The following is a 17,868-nucleotide window of genomic DNA, read 5'->3' on the forward strand; positions in this document are numbered from 1 at the left end:
CATGGAAACCCGAGCCCATCACATATTGATCGGCCTGTTCACCGTGATTGTAGTGGCAAGCGCCCTGCTCTTCGGTCTGTGGCTGGCCAAGTCCAGCGTCGACACCGAGTTCAAGGATTACGAGATCGTCTTCAACGAGGCGGTCAGCGGCCTGTCCAAGGGCAGCGCCGTGCAGTACAGCGGGATCAAGGTCGGCGATGTGGTGAGCTTGCGCCTGGACCCGAAAGACCCGCGTCGCGTGCTGGCTCGGATTCGCCTCGGCGGCGATACGCCGATCAAGGAAGACACCCAGGCCAAACTGGCGCTGACCGGGATCACCGGCACCTCGATCATCCAGCTCAGTGGCGGCACGCCGCAGAGCCCGACGCTCAAGGGCCACGACGGCAACTTGCCGACGATTGTGGCCTCGCCCTCGCCCATCGCCCGTTTGCTCAACGACAGCAATGACTTGATGGCCGGCGTGAACGTGTTGATGCACAACGCCAATCAGATGTTTTCGTCGGAGAACGTCGAGCGCATCAGCAAGACCCTCGAGCACCTGGAACAAACCACCGGCACCATCGCCGATCAGCGCGGTGACATCCGTCAGGCGATGCAGCAACTCTCTGCCATCGGTAAACAAGCGACGGCGACGCTGGAACAGACCGCCGCCCTGATGCGCAACGCCAACGGCCTGCTCACCGATCAGGGCACGCAGATGTTCGGCAGCGCCGAGCAAGCCATGAAGTCGCTGGAACAAAGCAGCGCGACCATCAACAAGTTGCTCACCAACAACCAGGATTCGCTCAACAGCGGCATGCAAGGCCTCAATGGCCTGGCCCCGGCTGTACGTGAGTTGCGCGACACCCTGACCTCGTTGCGCGCCATCTCCCAGCGCCTGGAAGCCAACCCGAGCGGTTACTTGCTGGGCAATGACAAGAACAAGGAGTTCACGCCATGAAGCTGACTCACATCGCCCTCCTCGGCGTTTTTACGCTGACCAGCGCCTGCTCGATCCTGCCCAAGTCCGAACCGTCCGACGTCTATCGGTTGCCTTCGGTCCAGGGCAGCGTTTCGGGCAGTTATGGCACGGCGCAACGCTGGTCACTGCGCCTCACCAAACCGCAGGCCAGCGAGGCGTTGAACAGTCCGCAAATCGCCGTGATCCCCCAGGGGGATCTGATCAGCAGCTACAAGGCTTCACGCTGGAGCGATCCGGCGCCGGTGCTGCTGCGCAATCGTCTGCTCGATGGTTTCCAGCGCGACGGCCGGGTGCCGTTGTTGAGCACCGATGACAGCAATTTCCAGGCAGATCTGGAGTTGGGCGGGAGTTTGCAAGCGTTCCAGACTGAATACCAAGGCACCGCGGCGAGTGTCGTTGTGCGTCTGGATGCGTTGCTGGTGCGTGGTTACGACCAGCGCATTCTCGCCAGCCGCCGCTTCGAAGTGCGTCAGCCGCTGAGCGATGTGAAGGTGCCGGCGGTGGTGGCCGGGTTTGGCCTGGCGAGCGATCAGCTGACGGCGCAGGTGGTGGATTGGGCGGTTGAGCAAGGACAGAAAGTCGCGCCGCCAGTTAGGCCCTGAAGGTCCTGCGGACCTTATCGCCGGCAAGCCAGCTCCTACAGGTTCGGTGTTGTACGCATGGTGCGTGAACGCCACAATCCTGTAGGAGCTGGCTTGCCAGCGAAAAATCCCAAACTCACCCGAAGAACCAGTAGCAGACGCCAATCGCGCCGAGCACCCCGGCCAGCTCCGCCAGCAACGCACACCCCACCGCATGCCGTGCCCGCTGAATCCCCACCGCGCCGAAGTACACGGCCAGCACATAGAACGTCGTCTCGGTACTGCCCTGAATCGTCGCCGCTACCAACGCAGGGAAGCTGTCTACCCCGGACGTCTTCATGGTTTCGATCAGCATCGCCCGCGCGGCGCTGCCGGAGAACGGCTTGACCATCGCCGTCGGCAGCGCGTCGACGAAGCGCGTGTCCCAACCGGCCCATTCCACCAGGTGCCGAATACCGTCGAGGCCGAAATCCAGCGCACCGGACGCCCGTAGTACACCGACGGCACAGAGCATCGCCACCAGATACGGCAGCAGATTCTTCGCCACGTCGAAGCCTTCTTTCGCACCTTCGACGAAGGCCTCGTAGACCTTCACTTTGCGCAGCGCGCCGATCACCAGGAACAGCATGATTATCCCGAAGAGCGTCAGATTGCCGAGGATCGACGACAAACTGGCTAGCGCGGTGGCCGAGAGCGTTGCCAGCAACGCCATGAAACTACCAAGGATCAGGGCACCGGGAATCATATAGGCCAGCACCACCGGGTCCCAGACGCGCAGGCGTTGCATGAAGGCGACAGCCAGGAAACCGACGATGGTAGAGCAACTGGTGGCCAGCAGGATCGGCAGGAACACCAGCGTCGGATCCGGCGCGCCTTGCTGCGCGCGATACATGAAGATCGTCACCGGCAACAGGGTCAGGGAGGAGGCGTTGAGCACCAGGAACAGGATCTGCGCGTTGCTGGCAATGGTGTCGCTGGGGTTGAGCTCTTGCAGCGCCTTCATGGCTTTAAGGCCGATCGGCGTAGCGGCGTTGTCCAGGCCCAGGCCGTTGGCGGCGAAGTTCAGGGTGATCAGGCCGATGGCGGGGTGACCGGCCGGCACTTCTGGCATCAGGCGCAGGAACAGCGGGCCCAGCGCTCTGGCCAGCCACTCGACGATCCCGGCTTTTTCGGCGATCCGCAGAAAACCGAGCCAGAGGGTGAGGGTGCCGAACAGCAGGACCATGACCTCGACCGACAACTTGGCCATGGCGAAAATGCTTTCCACCATCGCCGCGAAGATCCCGGCATTACCGCCGATCAGCCACTGCGCCAGCGCCGACACGGCCGCCACAATGAAGAAGCCAAGCCAAAGGCCATTGAGCATCAGTAAATCCCCCGAAGAATGCGGCGAATGATAGCGGGGTAGCCAGAAACGACAAACCCCGGATTTCTCCGGGGTTCGTTTGTGCAATTGCGTCGTACACATAATGTACGTGCAACTGCGTCCTGTAGGAGCATGGCTTGCCAGCGAAGAACGATAACGCGGTTTAACTGAAATACCGCGGCGTCCCATTCGCGGGCAAGCCTCGCTCCTACAGGGATCTGCGTCAGTTGTTGGACACTTCGCCGACCGGCAGCTTTTCCTTGCTGCGCCAGTGCGGCAGGGAGTTCCAGTAGCGCTGGCCCTTGGCGTCGTCGTACATGCCTTCCCAACGGGCGATGACCAACACGGCCAGGGCATTGCCGATCACGTTCAGAGCAGTACGCGCCATGTCCATGATGCGGTCGACACCGGCGATGAACGCCAGGCCTTCCAGCGGGATGCCCACGCTGCCCAAGGTTGCCAGCAGCACCACGAAGGACACGCCCGGAACGCCGGCGATGCCTTTGGAGGTGACCATCAGGGTCAGGACCAGCAGCAATTGCTGGCTGATCGACAGGTCGATGCCGTAGAGCTGGGCAATGAAGATTGCCGCGATGCTTTGATACAAGGTCGAACCGTCGAGGTTGAACGAGTAACCGGTTGGCACCACGAAGCTGCAGATGGCCTTCGGCGCGCCGTAGGCTTCCATCTTCTCGATCACACGCGGCAGCACGGTTTCGGAGGAGGCGGTGGAGTAGGCCAGTACCAGCTCATCCTTGAAGATGCGCATCAGCTTGATCACCGAGAAGCCGAACAGGCGAGCGATCAGGCCCAGCACCACGAAGGCGAAGAAGGCGATGGCGACGTAAACCAGGATCACCAGTTTGGCCAGCGGCAGCAGGGACGCGAAGCCGAAGTTGGCTACGGTCACCGCGATCAGTGCGAATACGCCGATCGGGGCGTAGTTCATGATCATGTGGGTGACCTTGAACATGCTTTCCGACACGCCCTGGAACATCGTTACCAGCGGGTCGCGCAACTCGGGCTTGAGGCTCGACAAACCGAGACCGAACAGCACCGAGAAGAAGATGATCGGCAGCATTTCGCCGCGGGCCATGGCCGCGAAGATGTTGGATGGGATCAGGTTGAGGATGGTTTCGATGAACGCGTGTTCATGCTGTACCTCGGCGGCGGTCGCCTGGTACTTGGAAATATCCACGGTACCCAGGGTGCTCATGTCGATGCCGGCACCCGGGTGGAACAGGTTGGCGAGCAGCAGGCCAACGACGATGGCGATGGTGGTGACGACTTCGAAGTAGATGATCGTCTTGAGGCCGATGCTGCCGAGTTTCTTCGCGTCACCGACGCCCGCAATACCGACGATCAACGACGAGATCACGATCGGGATCACGATCATCTTGATCAGACGGATAAAGATATCGCCTGCTGGTTGCAGAACGTTGCTGATCCACCAAGCCTTCTCGGCACTGAAATGGTTGAGCAGCGCACCGATTGCAATCCCCAATACCAGACCGATTAGGATCTGCCAGGCGAGGCTAAGCTTTGCCTTCTTCATATCTTTACCCTTACTTGCGTTTGACTCAGGCAGATGCGGGAACTGGAACGCTTTTGGCGAAAAAGTCTTGTGCATCTGCCCCCGTATAAGGTGCCCCGGAGCGAGTATTTATGGCTCTCTGGCAGGCGAAAAAAGGCGCAACTATTCCGATGCAAGGATGCGACGTCTAATGCCGTAAACGCCTACCCTATGCCGAATCGGCATGAGGTTTTTTCACTGAAAGCGACGTCGCAAACGGTTCGAATATGACATTTCGGCAGGCATATGTGCCGTGAACCGGCCATCTCCGGGCAGGCTGGGTGTTTTTTGATCAGTGGTGCGGGAGGGGGATTTCAGAAAAATCCGACAATCAGAGGTGAGAAATCGCTGCAAAATAAGGCGGTTTTTTCTCGATGTACGGTCACGAAAGAAACACCGGGAAAAGTATTTTCCGGTCAATAGTCGTGCGAATGAGAGGTTGGAACAGCGAAACCGGATGGATCGCTCTATTTCAAAGCGTTGCGCGCAAGCTCTTCGCAAGCCCGTCGAGCCACGGAGGGACGACGAACTTGCGTCGCAGCTTTTTCCTGACCCGGCCCTTTCGCAGGTACTCCCTGTACCCGTAGGTCACTCCACCCCTGAAACAGGCAGAACGTCCCGACCCCTTGGTCATGCGTCTACCTTCCTCAGGTAGCGCATTGGAGAGAAGCAATGTTGCTTCTTTCGTGTGACAAATTCGGTACCAGCCCGGATCTTTCTTCAGTTGTTTTCTTCGCCGTGCCTGGCCGCCATCGCGATGGCACTGCCGCCCGGGAGCAGGGCGGCTGCCAACGTTTTGGGTGAAACGCTCATCTTCAACCTCGACCGCGACGGCCAAAGAAGAACGAAGCAATGAACATCACCAGGAACACGACAAAGAGAATCTTGGCGATACCCGTGGCGGTGCCCGCGATACCACCGAAGCCCAGTACTGCAGCGATGATGGCAATGATCAAGAATGTGATTGCCCAGCTCAACATGGTGATTCTCCTTACGCTTCTATTTAGAGAGGCTACTTGTGGTGCGTTTCCCGGCGCCGCGAGCGCGCCAAGTTCGTGTGTCTAGAACACCCAACGCTCCTGACGTGTCAGCTCGTCCGCAGGCTGAGCCTGGTCGACATCCATCATTCGCGTCGGGGCGCTGTCAGCGAAGCTGCTGCTGACGGCGCTGAAGTGGGTTTGGGTCGGATGCTGAATCGACACGCGTGGCGCTTCTTGCTGCTGGCTCTGCTCCCAACGCTGAAACTGCTGGCCGCCGATCAAGGTGATCAAAAGCGCCAGAACAGCAAACAGGCCTTGCTGGATATGCAGTGGCGAGATACGCAATTGGGCGGCACGTTGGCGATTCATCCTGAAGCTCCTCCCACTCTGTAGTGATCTTGTTATGGGCCTCGTTTCTGAATGCCCTGGTTAATCAGGTTGTTGCAGCCTGCATGCCAGCTTTTAACGACGATAAATATCAATAAAATCAGCTAGTTATGATTTTCATGAAAATCATGCCGGACGCATCCTGCACGATGGCTCTTCCACAGTCGTGCGTAATGCACGATGGATTTGTAGGAACTTTCATTTTTTTTGAATTGCGGGGAGGGCGCGGATGTCACAAGGAAAGATGGGGAATCAACTGAAAACCGGCTATCTGATAAAAAAACAACAAAATCAGGTGATTAGCCGTAGGGTGAGGGGCGAGCTACCCTGCTGTAGCCGGAATCGACCAGAATCAACCATGCAACTTGCCCGATTATTCCGGGACTAAACCAAGATCATTCTTTAAGGAGCGTAGGAAAATGGAATCAGCCACTGAGCATCAAGGCCGCATTCTGCTGGTGGACGACGAATCCGCCATCCTGCGAACGTTCCGATACTGCCTCGAAGATGAAGGCTACAGCGTCGCCACCGCCACCAGCGCGGCGCAGGCCGATGCGCTGCTGCAACGCCAGGTGTTCGACCTGTGCTTCCTCGATTTGCGCCTCGGCGAGGACAATGGCCTCGACGTGTTGGCGCAGATGCGCATTCAGGCGCCGTGGATGCGCGTGGTGATTGTCACCGCACATTCGGCTGTGGACACCGCGGTGGATGCCATTCAGGCCGGCGCCGCTGATTATCTGGTCAAGCCGTGCAGCCCCGATCAATTGCGCCTTGCCACCGCCAAGCAACTGGAAGTGCGGCAACTGTCGGCCCGTCTGGAGGCGCTGGAAGGTGAAGTGCGCAAACCCAAGGACGGTCTGGATTCCCACAGCCCGGCGATGAAAGTGGTGCTTGAAACCGCCCGCCAGGTGGCCAGCACGGATGCCAACATCCTGATCCTCGGCGAGTCCGGTACCGGTAAGGGGGAGCTGTCCCAGGCCATTCATGGCTGGAGCAAGCGCGCGAAAAAATCCTGCGTCACCATCAACTGCCCATCGCTGACCGCCGAACTGATGGAAAGCGAGTTGTTCGGTCACAGCCGTGGCGCGTTCACCGGCGCCAGTGAAAGCACGCTCGGGCGAGTGAACCAGGCTGACGGCGGAACGCTGTTTCTCGACGAGATCGGCGATTTTCCCCTGACATTGCAGCCAAAGTTGCTGCGATTCATCCAGGACAAGGAATATGAGCGCGTCGGCGACCCGGTCACCCGCCGCGCCGATGTGCGCATCCTCGCGGCCACCAACCTCAATCTTGAAGACATGGTCCGCGACGGTCGCTTCCGTGAAGATTTGCTCTATCGCCTGAACGTCATCACCTTGCACCTGCCACCGCTGCGCGAACGGCGGGAAGATATTCTGAACCTGGCTGAGCGTTTTCTGGCCCGGTTCGTCAAGGAATACGCACGTCCCGCGCGGGTTTTCAGTGAAGAAGCCCGTGAAGCGCTGCTCAGCTATCGCTGGCCCGGGAACATCCGCGAGTTGCGCAACGTGGTCGAGCGGGCGAGCATTATTTGTCCACAGGAACGGGTTGAAATCAGCCACTTGGGCATGGCCGAAACCCCCGTCAACAATGCGCCACGCATCGGCGCTGCGCTGAGCCTGGATGAACTGGAGAAGGCCCACATCGGTGCGGTCCTCGCCACCGCCGACACCCTGGATCAGGCCGCCAAGACGCTCGGCATCGACGCTTCGACGCTCTACCGCAAACGCAAGCAGTACAACTTGTGAGCCCTGCGCGATGAAACTGGCGATGAAGTTGCGTACTCGGCTTTTTCTGAGTATTTCCGCCTTGATCACCGTGGCGCTGCTGGGGCTTTTGCTCGGTCTGGTCAGCGTGATGCAGATGGCGGGAACCCAGGAAGCGCTGATTCGCAACAATTTCGTCACCCTGGATCTGGGCCTGAAGATGCGCCAGACCCTGGGCGATCAACTGATCCTCATGCTGGGCGAAAAATCGGATCCAGCGGCGTTTGAAACGTCCAGGCTGCATTATCTTCAGTTGGTGGATGAAGGCATCGCCCATGAGCAGAATCAAGAGGGCGGCCAACACGGTTTCAGGCAGGCCAAGGACGATTACCTGCGGTTTCTTCAGGCGCTGGACCAGGCACACGATCCGTCCCATGTACTGAGTGGCAACGAAGACCTCGCCGAAAAACTCAACGTGTTGCGCAACGGGCTGATTACCGAGCAAAAGCGAGCGCTGGATACCATCAATGAAACGCAACGTCAGGCGCGGGAACGAGCGCTGCTGATTGCCGGCCTGCTCGGTCTGGTCGGGTTGGCGGTGCTGATCATCGGTTTCATCACTGCTCATGCGATCGCACGTCGTTTCGGCGAACCGATCGAGGCGTTGGCGCAGGCTGCCGACAACATCGGCCAAGGCAATTTCGAGGTAACCCTGCCGATTTCCTCGGCGGTGGAAATGAATCTGCTGACCAAGCGTTTCGGGATCATGGCCGAGGCTCTGCGTCAGCATCAGGCCACTAATATCGACGAACTGCTCGCCGGCCAGCAGCGTTTGCAGGCGGTGCTCGACAGCATTGATGACGGGCTGCTGATGATCGACCGCGACGGCCATCTGGAACACCTCAACCCGGTGGCGCAGCGCCAGTTGGGTTGGGACACCGATCGTCTTGGTCAGGGGCTGGGTGCCGCGCTCGAACGCCCCGAGCTGGATCAACAGCTGCAACTGGTGCTGCGTGGCGGCACGTTGGAGCGGGCGCCGGAGGACCTGAGTATCGAGGTCGATGGCGAGTCGCGGTTGCTCACGTACAGCCTGACGCCGGTCAGTCATACCCAGGCCCAGATTCTGGGCGCGGTAATGGTGTTGCATGACGTCACCGAGCAGCGTGCTTTCGAGCGAGTGCGCAGCGAGTTTGTGTTGCGTGCGTCCCATGAGTTGCGAACGCCGGTCACCGGGATGCACATGGCATTCGGCCTGTTTCGGGAGCGCACGCACTTTGCGCAGGACTCGCGAGAAGCGGACCTGCTGGACACCGTCAATGAAGAGATGCAGCGTTTGATGCAACTGATCAACGACTTGCTGAACTTCTCCCGCTACCAGAACGGTCTGCAGAAACTCTCGCTGGCGCCGTGTTCCATCGAGGAGCTGCTTGAGCGGGCCCGGTCGCGGTTCGCTGATACAGCGCAAGAGAAGGGCATCAACCTGCTGGTGGAGGTGCAAGGTCCGTTACCGTGGTTGCAGGCCGATCAACCGCAACTGGACCGTGTGCTCGACAACCTGATCGACAACGCCTTGCGCCATACCGGCCCTGACGGCCAGATACGCTTGCAGGCACGACGTCATGGGGAGCGGGTGATCATCAGCGTCGAGGATAATGGCGAGGGCATCGCCTACGGCCAGCAGGGGCGGATCTTCGAGCCTTTTGTGCAGGTCGGGCGCAAGAAGGGGGGCGCGGGGCTCGGCCTGGCGTTGTGCAAGGAAATCGTGCAGTTGCACGGTGGGCGGATGGGGGTTTATTCGCGGCCGGGGCAGGGCACGCAGTTCTACATGGCGTTGGCGGTTTAACGCGCGTTTACGCTTCGTCGTCCAGGCGTCGACCGGCCAGTCGCCGGCCCCGGGTAATCAGCTCGATGAACTGTACGGCGCTCAATGCATGGGCGAACAACCAGCCCTGACCGAACTTCACCCCTTCACTGCTCAAAAATGCGGCTTGGGCTTCATGTTCGATGCCTTCGGCAATCACCTTCAGGTGCAGCGACTGGGCCATGTGAATGATATGCGGCGCCACGCCACTGCTGGCGGCGTCATGCCCCAGCGCATCGATGAACGCCTTGTCGATTTTCAGGCAGTCCACCGGCAGGGTTTGCAGATAGGCGAGGCTGCAATAGCCGGTGCCAAAGTCATCGATCAACACCTGATGCCCGACATCGCGCAAGGCCTGCAGGTTTTCCCGGGCCACCACCACGTCAATCAATCCCCGCTCGGTCACCTCAAAGGCAATCTGCTTGGCCGCGACCCGGTGCAAGGTCAGCAGGCGCGCCATCACCTGACCGATTCGCGGCACCATGACATCGCACGCTGCGAGGTTGACCGAGATGTACAGCTGCGGATTGGCCCGCAACAACTGCCCCAATTGCTCCAGCAGGCGTTGCAGGACGAAGTCGGTCATCTGACGGATCTGCCCGGTGTTCTCCGCCATCGGAATGAACAGGTCGGGGCTGGTCAGGGTGCCATCCGGCCGGCGCCAGCGCAGCAAGGCTTCGGCTCCGACGCAGTTGCGGCTGTCGAGGTCGAAGATCGGTTGATACAACACCTGCAACTCGCCACGTCGTATCGCACCGGTCAATTCGGCGTCCAGCGACTGCCGCTGACGCACCAGCAGAAACACCATGAAGCCCACCAGTATTCCCAATGCCAGGCTGGCCGGCACCAGCCACCACCAGGCGGTGGGCACATTCACGGCGGTGCGCGGGGTGATCAGCACCAATTGGTATTCGGGGCTTTTGGTCGGCATGAGGTAAATCAAGCGAGTCGGGGTGACTTGCAAGGCTTCGCTGCTCTTCGGTGGCCAAGGCACGGTCGGTGGCCAGGCTTGCGGGGAGCCCAGCACCGGAATCGCGCGGGTGCCGTTGTCGAGTATCACCAAAAGACTGCTGCCCGGCGACAGGTCGACCATGTCGGTCAAATGTCCGCGAGAGGTTGCGACTCGGAAGTTGCCCCGTCCGAGCATGAGTGCGGCGCGGTTTTCATCAGGTTCGGTGGTGGTGTTCAGCCAATAACTGTAAGTGGGGTCTTGAATGTCCGGTGCTCGTGTCAGCGACAGTCCTTCCTGGCTCGGTCGGTTGGAGCAGATCTTCGAGGCATCCATATACGCGGCCTCGTAAACGAAGCGGTAATTGAAGGTGACCTGCTGCAAAGTGGCGATCATGTCTTTGTCGCAGGTTCGCAGCGGTTGGGCCTCCAGATCATCAAGGCCTTCGCGCAGTTGCCCGAACAACTGCTCAAGGCGCGAAAGAAATCGCTCACCTTGTGCGTTCATTTCCAGGCTTTCGTTTTGCTCGATCTGATGAATGGCCACGAACAGGCTAAGCGCTAATAGCAACACGCTGCTCAGGGCGGCCGCCAGCATCGCCAAAAACCATGGGCGATAGAACCAGCTACGAAGCGTCTCTCGAGCAGCAGGCATATGGGAATATCCGAAGAATTACCAATGAGTTATAGCTGCTGATTGGGAAAAAGCCCGCACCGTCGGGCGGGCGTCATTATTTTGTCTGATTCAACACCTGGAGAAGCGCAGCTGTCTGCGCATCCGGCATGCCGTCGAAGCGCGACGGCCGGAAATGCATTTGAAAGGCGCCGATCACGTGACGCGTCGCAACGTCCAGCTCGCCGGTTTGCGGCGTGGCGTAACCGAGGCGGGCCAACTGCGCCTGAAACCAGCTGACGCTCGGCAGTTTCGAGTCGAACTGCACTTGTTGCCGCGCCACGGCCTGCTCGTCTGGCCAAACACCAAGGCCTTCGGCGGCGAGGCGCTTCCAGGGGAAAAGCGGCCCCGGGTCCAGCTTGCGGAATGGCGCGATGTCGCTATGGCCGATAATGCTGTGAGGGTTGATGGCGTGACGTTTGCTGATGTCTTTTAGCAAGACGATCAAGGACTGGACCTGAGCTTCGCTGTAGGGATACCAGTAACGCCCTCCGGTCGGGAGTTCCTTGAATCCTGGGTTGACGATTTCAATGCCGATGGAGCTGGAATTCAACCAGGTCCGACCCTGCCACTCACTCTCTCCGGCGTGCCATGCCCGTTGGTTCTCGTCCATCAACTTATAGATAGTGGCGTTTGTGTCGTCGCCGATCAGGTAATGGCTGCTGACTTCGCCGTGGGTCAGCAGTTGCAACGAGCGCTCCAGCGATGCCGAGGTGTAATGCACCACCACGAATTGAACGCGGCTGTCGTGATTGGCCGAAGGATGGCTGGTGTCGAACCGAGGTCCGCTGGCGCAGCCGGCCAACAGGATCAGCGACACGAAGAGGGTGAGAAATTTCATGGTAGAGACAGTACGCGCAAGACAGTAATGCAACAGTGTAACGTACTGCCTTGCGCGAGAATGGTCGGCGCGAGCTTTTAAACAAAATGGAACAATTGGCTGTCAGCCCAGTTCCACTCGGTTACGCCCGGCATGTTTTGCGCGATACAGCGCCTGATCGGCTCTTTTAAGCACCAGATCGCTGTGTTCGCCGGGTTTGAACGCTGTCAGTCCCATGGAAATGGTGATGGTCACCGGCTCGCTTTTGAAATGGAACGGGCAGGCTTCGACCGCCGCTCGCAAGCTTTCCAACAGTTTTGCGCCGACGGCCGGCACCGTACCGGGCATTAACAGGACAAATTCTTCTCCGCCAAAGCGTGCAATGAAATCTGTCCCGCGCAGGCGCTTGCGCAGCACCGTGGCGATGATTTTCAGCACTTTGTCGCCCGCCAGATGACCATAGTTATCGTTGATGCGTTTGAAATGGTCGAGGTCGAGCATGGCCAGCAGAAGGGTGTTGCCGTGCTGCTGCCACTGATGGATTTCGTGGTCGAGTCGCTCGCTCCAGGCCGCCCGGTTCGGCAGCCCGGTCAGCGGGTCGATCAAGGCTTTCTGGCGCTGCTCTTCAAGATGTTCGCGATAACCCTGGGCTTCCTGCTCCATGTGCGCCACCCGTTCGGCCAGGCCTTTCAGGCGGGCGGCCACTTCCTGTTCGCGTTCGTCGCGCTGCTTCTGGTGTTGGTCCATGGTGCCCAACAGGCCTTCGAGGTGGTTCTCCAGCACATGCTTGAGGTCGTCCAGGTCGGCGGCTTCCTGCATGCTGCTCTGCAAGCCGTCGACTTGTTCGCGGATCTGCGTGTCCATTTGCCGTGCCGCAGATTGGTTGTCGGCATGGCCATCGCTGGCGGCTTGCAAGTTGCTCTGGAACGACTCGAGGCGTTCGTTGAGTTGCTGCAAATAAACTTCGAACTCGTGCTGTCCGCTGTTGTTGATCGCCAGCATCAAAGTTGCCAGATCGTCGAGGATCGGCAGTAGTTCGTACCAGTTCAAGCCGTTTTGCAGGCGATCACGCATCGCTTCGGCTTGTGGGCGATGACGTTCGGGGAGCGACAGGTCGTCGAGCAGGCCCAGTAGCGTGTCTTCGATGTGCTTGGCCACCGAGCTGTAGGACGGCTCGGGCGAGTCCGGAAGGGCGTAGAGAATATCGTGTTCAGGTTGTTCCGGATCGACGGCGGCCAGCGCCTGGGCCACGGCCGAGGGCAGGGGCAGGCTGTCGAGAGGCACCACCGGGGTGAGTTCGTCGGGATTGCCAGGCGGTTGAGCCTCGACAACCGGTGTCATCGCGGCGGGTGCGGGTTGTTCCGGTTGTTGAGCCTGCGGCTGGGCCGGTGTTTCCACCTCGGGCGCCGGCTGAGGCTCAACAACTGGCGGGACAAACGCCACGACGGCAGGCGGCGGGGCGTCTGTCGGCGTTTCGATCACCGGCGGCTCGGGTGCGGCCACGGGCGTGTCAGGCGCGGTTACTGGTGGCTCAGCGGCGACTGGCGCGGATTCGACGGCGACTCGCGGCGTCTCGGCAGGCAAAGCAGCAATGGCTTCTACAGGCGCTGGAGCGGACGCCTGGACCTGCGAAGCCGCAGCTTCCGGAGTGGCTTCATCCGCTTCACGACTGCCGAACAGTCGTTGCAGCAAGCCCGGACGTCCGGGTTCTGTCGGGGTCTCCAGCTGATTCAAGGCTTTGCCTTGCAGGCCGCTCAGTTCGCTGAGCAGCAACGGGATCTCGCGCGCCTGGCTGACGCGTCCGTCCAGTGTTTTGGCAAAGTTCTTGAGTGGCCGGCTCACTTCCCGGGGCAGCGGCAACGTTTGCAGTTGCGTTACCAGCGAGGTCAGTGCGGCACTGGTCTGATTGACTCGGGTTTCGCGACGCTGTTCGGAGTCGAGTACGGCTTTTTCCAGTCGCGGAAGCAGCGCCGCCAGGCCCGCATCCATGTCATTGGTGCGGATGACCTCGCGCATTTCTTTCATGCACTGGTCAACAGCGCGGTCAGTGCCCTCGGCCGCCAGCGTACTGCGCACCAACCCCCGACGCAGCAAGTCGAGTCGAGCGTCCCAGCGACGCTCGAGTTTTTCCTGTTGTTCGATGCTTTTGAGGTATTTCTCTTTCCAGCGCTGTGCTTCGTCGCTCATTCAGGGGTTCCGCGAGGGGCAGGACTCAACGCGGGGAATGCATCGGCCGTGAGCGAACCCGGCAGACGAATTTCTACCGCGACCGGCAGGTGATCGGAAATGGGTTGAGCCAGCACTTCGACCTTTTCCAGCGTCAGGGTCGGGCTCAGCAGAATGTGGTCCAGGCAGCGCTGCGGGCGCCAGCTGGGGAAGGTTGCTTCCAGTTGCGGCGCCAGCAGGCCGAGGTCGCGCAACGGGGAGTTTTGCAGCAGATCACTGGCATGAGTGTTCATGTCACCCATCAGCACCTGGTGTTTATAGCCGCCAATCAACTCGCGGATGTAAGCCAGTTGCATGCTGCGGGTGCGTGCGCCCAGCGCCAGATGCATCATGACCACCACCAGCGATTCCGGACCTTCGCCGAAGCGCACCAGGATCGCCCCGCGACCCTTGGGCCCCGGCAGCGGGTGATCTTCAATCGCCCACGGGCGCAGGCGGCTGAGCACGCCATTGCTGTGCTGGCCGAGACGACCAAGGTTGCGATTGAGTTGTTGATACCAGTAGGGGAAGGCGCCAAGTTGCGCCAGGTGTTCCACTTGATTGACGTAGCCGGATCGCAGGCTGCCGCCATCGGCTTCCTGCAGTGCAACCAGATCGAAGTCGCCCAGCAGATTGCCGATTTTTTGTAGATTGTCGGCACGCCCGGTGTGCGGCAATAGGTGTTGCCAGCCCCGGGTCAGGTAGTGCCGATACCGCTCGGTACTGATACCCACCTGGATATTGAAGCTGAGCAAGCGCAGACGGCTGTCTGCGGGCAGGCCCGTCGATTCCAGGTGATGCTCGTTGACCTGCGGATCATGCAGGCCAACGACGCGTTCAGTACCCCAGCGGCGCATGGCAGGCCTCGCGCTTAGTGGGCAACAGCCTTGATAGTCGCTCGCTCTTTGTCGACCAGTTTGTCGGCCAGTTGCAGCGCTTGCTCGGCACCGCCGGCAGAGCCCACGTCAAAGCGATACTTGCCGTTGACGATCATGGTTGGGACACCGGAGATTTCATATTTCTTGGCCAGTTCTTTGGCCTTGACGATTTGGCCTTTAATGGCGAAGGAGTCGAAGGTCGCCAGGAACTTGTCCTTGTCTACGCCTTGAGTCGCCAGGAAGTCGGCCATTTCGTTTTTATCGGTCAACTTTTTGTGTTCTTTCTGAATCGCGTTGAACACCGCTGCGTGAACCTTGCTCTCGACGCCCATGGCTTCCAGGGTCAGGAACATCTGGCCGTGTGCGTCCCACGGGCCGCCGAACATTGCAGGAATACGCACGAAATTCACGTCGGACGGCAGCTTCTCGACCCAGGGATTGATCACTGGCTCGAACGCGTAGCAATGCGGGCAGCCGTACCAGAACAGCTCCACCACTTCGATCTTGCCAGGCACTGCAACCGGAACCGGATTGCTCAGTTCGACATAAGGGGCGGCGGGGGCTTCGGCGGCTTGGGCAGTCATGCCGAACAGGCTGGCAGCGACGAGTGCGGCGCTGATGATCAGATTACGCATGCTTTACTCCTGGACAATTTGGGTCGCCTCGCGCGACCTGTTTTCAGACAGGTCATGGCGGGCTTGAGTTCTGTAGTGTAACGGCAGCAGGCACAAAAAAGGGTGGCCTGAGCCACCCTTTTTATACTTGCTGCGACGGATTAATAGAGCGTTAACGTTGCAGGAGATGTACATCCCGCGCGGCGCCCGCTTCGCCGTCTTAGTGCAGGCCTTGAATGTAGCTGGACACCGCTGCGATGTCTTCGTCGCTCAGCTTTTTGGCAATGGTCTGCATGGTTTTGGTGTCGCCGTCGTTGTTGCGACCGCCTTCTTCCTTGCGGAAATCGGTCAGTTGCTTGGCGACGTATTGAGCGTGCTGGCCACCCAGGTGCGGGAAACCGGCGGCGGCATTGCCCGCGCCATTTGGCGAGTGGCAACCGGTGCAGGATGGAAGGCCCTTGGCCAGGTCGCCACCACGGAACAGTGCTTCACCGCGAGCCACGACTTTCGGGTCGGCGGCGCCAACGCTGCCTTTCTGACTGGCGAAGTAGGCGGAGATATCAGCCAGGTCCTGATCGCTCAGGTTGGTCAGCAGGCCGGTCATTTCCAGAACGGTGCGCTTGCCCGACTTGATGTCGTGCAATTGCTTGGTCAGGTAGCGTTCACCTTGTCCCGCCAGTTTTGGAAAGTTTGGCGCCATGCTGTTGCCATCCGGGCCGTGGCAGGCGCCACATACGGCGGCTTTGGCCTGACCGGCTTTTGCATCACCCGGTTGTACTGCCTCACCTGCAGCATGGGCCATGCCGGAGATGCCCACGGTCAACAGCAGACTCACGATCAATTTGTTCATCAGCTAATCCAACTACGGCTAAGGGTTAAAGAGTTATGGACCGGGATCACTCGCTCATCCACTGGATGATGACTTGGTAATCCTCGGCACTGCAGTCCATGCACAAACCACGCGGCGGCATCGCCTTGAAACCCTGGGTCACGTGTTGCACCAGCGTCTCCATACCTTTCGCCAACCTCGGCGTCCAAGCTTCCTGATCGCCCTTTTTGGGCGCCATGGGTAGTTGGCCGGAATGACAGGCACCACAAACACGGTTGTACACAGCTTCCGGATCCTGTGTAGCCTGAGCGCTGTAAAGCGGTATCAAGACACCGGCAGCTAGCAGCCATTTCGTCATAAAACGACCTTTTCAGGGTTGAGAGCGTTCTGCGTTCTAATGCGCAATCAAGGTCAATCGCTCTCGTGAACTTCATCCTACGCTGGGACAAAGCGCACACAAAATCTGCGGCATTATATACTGGCGTCACTGAAACGGAAACGACACCGCTTGCCGCGTCCATTCCCGGCGCCGCCCACATCGGAAATCCCATGCAACTCAAGAACCCCATCCTCGGCCTGTGCCAACAGTCCACCTTCATGCTCAGCGCTGCCAAAGTCGACCAATGTCCCGACGACGAAGGCTTCGAAGTGGCCTTCGCCGGGCGTTCCAACGCCGGTAAATCCAGCGCTTTGAACACCCTGACGCATGCCAGCCTGGCGCGGACCTCGAAAACCCCGGGTCGCACGCAACTCTTGAACTTCTTCAAGCTAGACGATGATCGGCGTCTGGTCGACCTGCCGGGGTACGGTTACGCGAAAGTACCTATCCCGTTGAAGCTGCACTGGCAGCGTCACCTGGAAGCTTATCTGGGTGGTCGCGAGAGTTTGAAAGGTCTGATTCTGATGATGGACATCCGTCATCCAATGACCGACTTCGACCTGCTAATGCTCGATTGGGCCGTGGCCAGCGGCATGCCGATGCACATTCTGCTGACCAAAGCGGACAAATTGACCTACGGCGCAGCGAAGAACGTCCTGCTCAAGGTGCAGTCGGATATCCGCAAAGGCTGGGGCGATGCGATCACCATTCAGCTGTTCTCGGCGCCAAAACGCCTCGGTCTGGAAGAGGCCTACACAGTACTGGCAGGCTGGATGGAGCTGGCGGACAAGGGCGCTGAACCCGTCGAGCAATAAATCTCAGGCAAAAAAAACCCCGGACTTCTTATGGGGAGGGGGAAGTTCCGGGGTTCAAGTTCCGGACCGCTAGGGCGGGGTCCAGATTATCTGCCAACACTTAACACAACATAGGAGCATCGAAGGGCTTCACCAGCCATTCAGTAACTCTGAGTGGCGCTTCACAGGTTTAGTTCCGGTGTTTCCAAAACCATTTGAAATAAGCCGGCTCGCTATCAGAAATAAGCGCTCTTCGTCCCTTCTGCCGCGGCACTATGCCGCAGCGAAATACCCT

Annotated in this window: 16 protein-coding genes; 5 read left to right on the top strand and 11 right to left on the bottom strand. The window is 59.5% G+C overall.

Annotated features, from left to right (window positions below; all coding sequences use genetic code 11):
• The first annotated feature begins 1 nt into the window (after nt 1).
• The gene (locus tag KGB25_RS02810; RefSeq protein ID WP_192228125.1) at nt 2–940 is read left to right on the top strand and encodes an MlaD family protein; all 939 of its coding nucleotides are present in this window, start codon (nt 2–4) and stop codon (nt 938–940) included.
• Nucleotides 937–1,563, top strand: a complete 627-nt coding sequence (locus KGB25_RS02815; RefSeq protein ID WP_223434186.1) for an ABC-type transport auxiliary lipoprotein family protein — start codon at nt 937–939, stop codon at nt 1,561–1,563. The genes KGB25_RS02810 and KGB25_RS02815 overlap by 4 nt, the downstream gene beginning before the upstream one ends.
• A 115-nt stretch (nt 1,564–1,678) precedes the next feature.
• Here KGB25_RS02815 and KGB25_RS02820 read toward each other — a convergent pair whose 3' ends face one another.
• The 4 genes from KGB25_RS02820 to KGB25_RS02835 all read right to left on the bottom strand — a co-directional run bounded on the left by KGB25_RS02820 (nt 1,679) and on the right by KGB25_RS02835 (nt 5,830).
• A complete protein-coding gene (locus tag KGB25_RS02820; protein ID WP_008027633.1) occupies nt 1,679–2,908 on the bottom strand; it encodes a nucleoside recognition domain-containing protein in 1,230 nt (409 codons plus the stop codon).
• A 223-nt stretch (nt 2,909–3,131) separates the two neighbouring features.
• Nucleotides 3,132–4,463 (bottom strand): glutamate/aspartate:proton symporter GltP, encoded by a 1,332-nt coding sequence (gltP, locus tag KGB25_RS02825; RefSeq protein WP_008044718.1) that lies wholly within the window; start codon nt 4,461–4,463, stop codon nt 3,132–3,134.
• An 833-nt stretch (nt 4,464–5,296) separates the two neighbouring features.
• Nucleotides 5,297–5,461, bottom strand: coding sequence for a DUF1328 domain-containing protein (locus tag KGB25_RS02830; RefSeq protein ID WP_003177151.1), 165 nt, complete (start codon nt 5,459–5,461; stop codon nt 5,297–5,299).
• A gap of 81 nt (nt 5,462–5,542) precedes the next feature.
• Nucleotides 5,543–5,830: a hypothetical protein gene (locus tag KGB25_RS02835; protein ID WP_008044713.1), complete on the bottom strand. Its 288-nt coding sequence runs from the start codon at nt 5,828–5,830 to the stop codon at nt 5,543–5,545.
• A gap of 437 nt (nt 5,831–6,267) precedes the next feature.
• Between KGB25_RS02835 and algB the strand changes: the two genes are divergently transcribed.
• Both algB and KGB25_RS02845 read left to right on the top strand, forming a co-directional pair.
• Nucleotides 6,268–7,614: a sigma-54-dependent response regulator transcription factor AlgB gene (gene algB, locus KGB25_RS02840; RefSeq protein WP_008044712.1), complete on the top strand. Its 1,347-nt coding sequence runs from the start codon at nt 6,268–6,270 to the stop codon at nt 7,612–7,614.
• Between the two features lie 10 nt (nt 7,615–7,624).
• Nucleotides 7,625–9,415, top strand: coding sequence for an ATP-binding protein (locus tag KGB25_RS02845; protein ID WP_207285015.1), 1,791 nt, complete (start codon nt 7,625–7,627; stop codon nt 9,413–9,415).
• A 7-nt stretch (nt 9,416–9,422) separates the two neighbouring features.
• Here KGB25_RS02845 and KGB25_RS02850 read toward each other — a convergent pair whose 3' ends face one another.
• From KGB25_RS02850 to KGB25_RS02880, 7 genes are all read right to left on the bottom strand, one after another.
• Nucleotides 9,423–11,036 (bottom strand): EAL domain-containing protein, encoded by a 1,614-nt coding sequence (locus KGB25_RS02850; protein ID WP_008044710.1) that lies wholly within the window; start codon nt 11,034–11,036, stop codon nt 9,423–9,425.
• A gap of 76 nt (nt 11,037–11,112) precedes the next feature.
• Nucleotides 11,113–11,895 (bottom strand): N-acetylmuramoyl-L-alanine amidase, encoded by a 783-nt coding sequence (locus KGB25_RS02855; protein ID WP_223434187.1) that lies wholly within the window; start codon nt 11,893–11,895, stop codon nt 11,113–11,115.
• 102 nt (nt 11,896–11,997) lie between these two features.
• Nucleotides 11,998–14,061: a GGDEF domain-containing protein gene (locus tag KGB25_RS02860; protein WP_223434188.1), complete on the bottom strand. Its 2,064-nt coding sequence runs from the start codon at nt 14,059–14,061 to the stop codon at nt 11,998–12,000.
• A complete protein-coding gene (locus tag KGB25_RS02865; RefSeq protein WP_008027651.1) occupies nt 14,058–14,936 on the bottom strand; it encodes an endonuclease/exonuclease/phosphatase family protein in 879 nt (292 codons plus the stop codon). Before KGB25_RS02865 ends, KGB25_RS02860 begins: the two co-directional genes overlap by 4 nt.
• A 14-nt stretch (nt 14,937–14,950) precedes the next feature.
• A complete protein-coding gene (gene dsbA / locus KGB25_RS02870) occupies nt 14,951–15,592 on the bottom strand; it encodes a thiol:disulfide interchange protein DsbA (RefSeq protein WP_223434189.1) in 642 nt (213 codons plus the stop codon).
• A gap of 199 nt (nt 15,593–15,791) precedes the next feature.
• Nucleotides 15,792–16,421, bottom strand: a complete 630-nt coding sequence (locus tag KGB25_RS02875) for a c-type cytochrome (protein WP_008044706.1) — start codon at nt 16,419–16,421, stop codon at nt 15,792–15,794.
• Between the two features lie 46 nt (nt 16,422–16,467).
• Nucleotides 16,468–16,758: a c-type cytochrome gene (locus KGB25_RS02880; RefSeq protein WP_008027657.1), complete on the bottom strand. Its 291-nt coding sequence runs from the start codon at nt 16,756–16,758 to the stop codon at nt 16,468–16,470.
• A gap of 191 nt (nt 16,759–16,949) precedes the next feature.
• On the opposite strand from KGB25_RS02880, the gene yihA reads away from it, so the two are divergent.
• The gene (yihA, locus tag KGB25_RS02885) at nt 16,950–17,594 is read left to right on the top strand and encodes a ribosome biogenesis GTP-binding protein YihA/YsxC (RefSeq protein WP_008044703.1); all 645 of its coding nucleotides are present in this window, start codon (nt 16,950–16,952) and stop codon (nt 17,592–17,594) included.
• Nucleotides 17,595–17,868 lie beyond the last annotated feature (274 nt).

The sequence above is a fragment of the Pseudomonas sp. BF-RE-21 genome (assembly GCF_019947305.1).
Taxonomy (GTDB): Bacteria; Pseudomonadota; Gammaproteobacteria; order Pseudomonadales; family Pseudomonadaceae; genus Aquipseudomonas; species Aquipseudomonas migulae.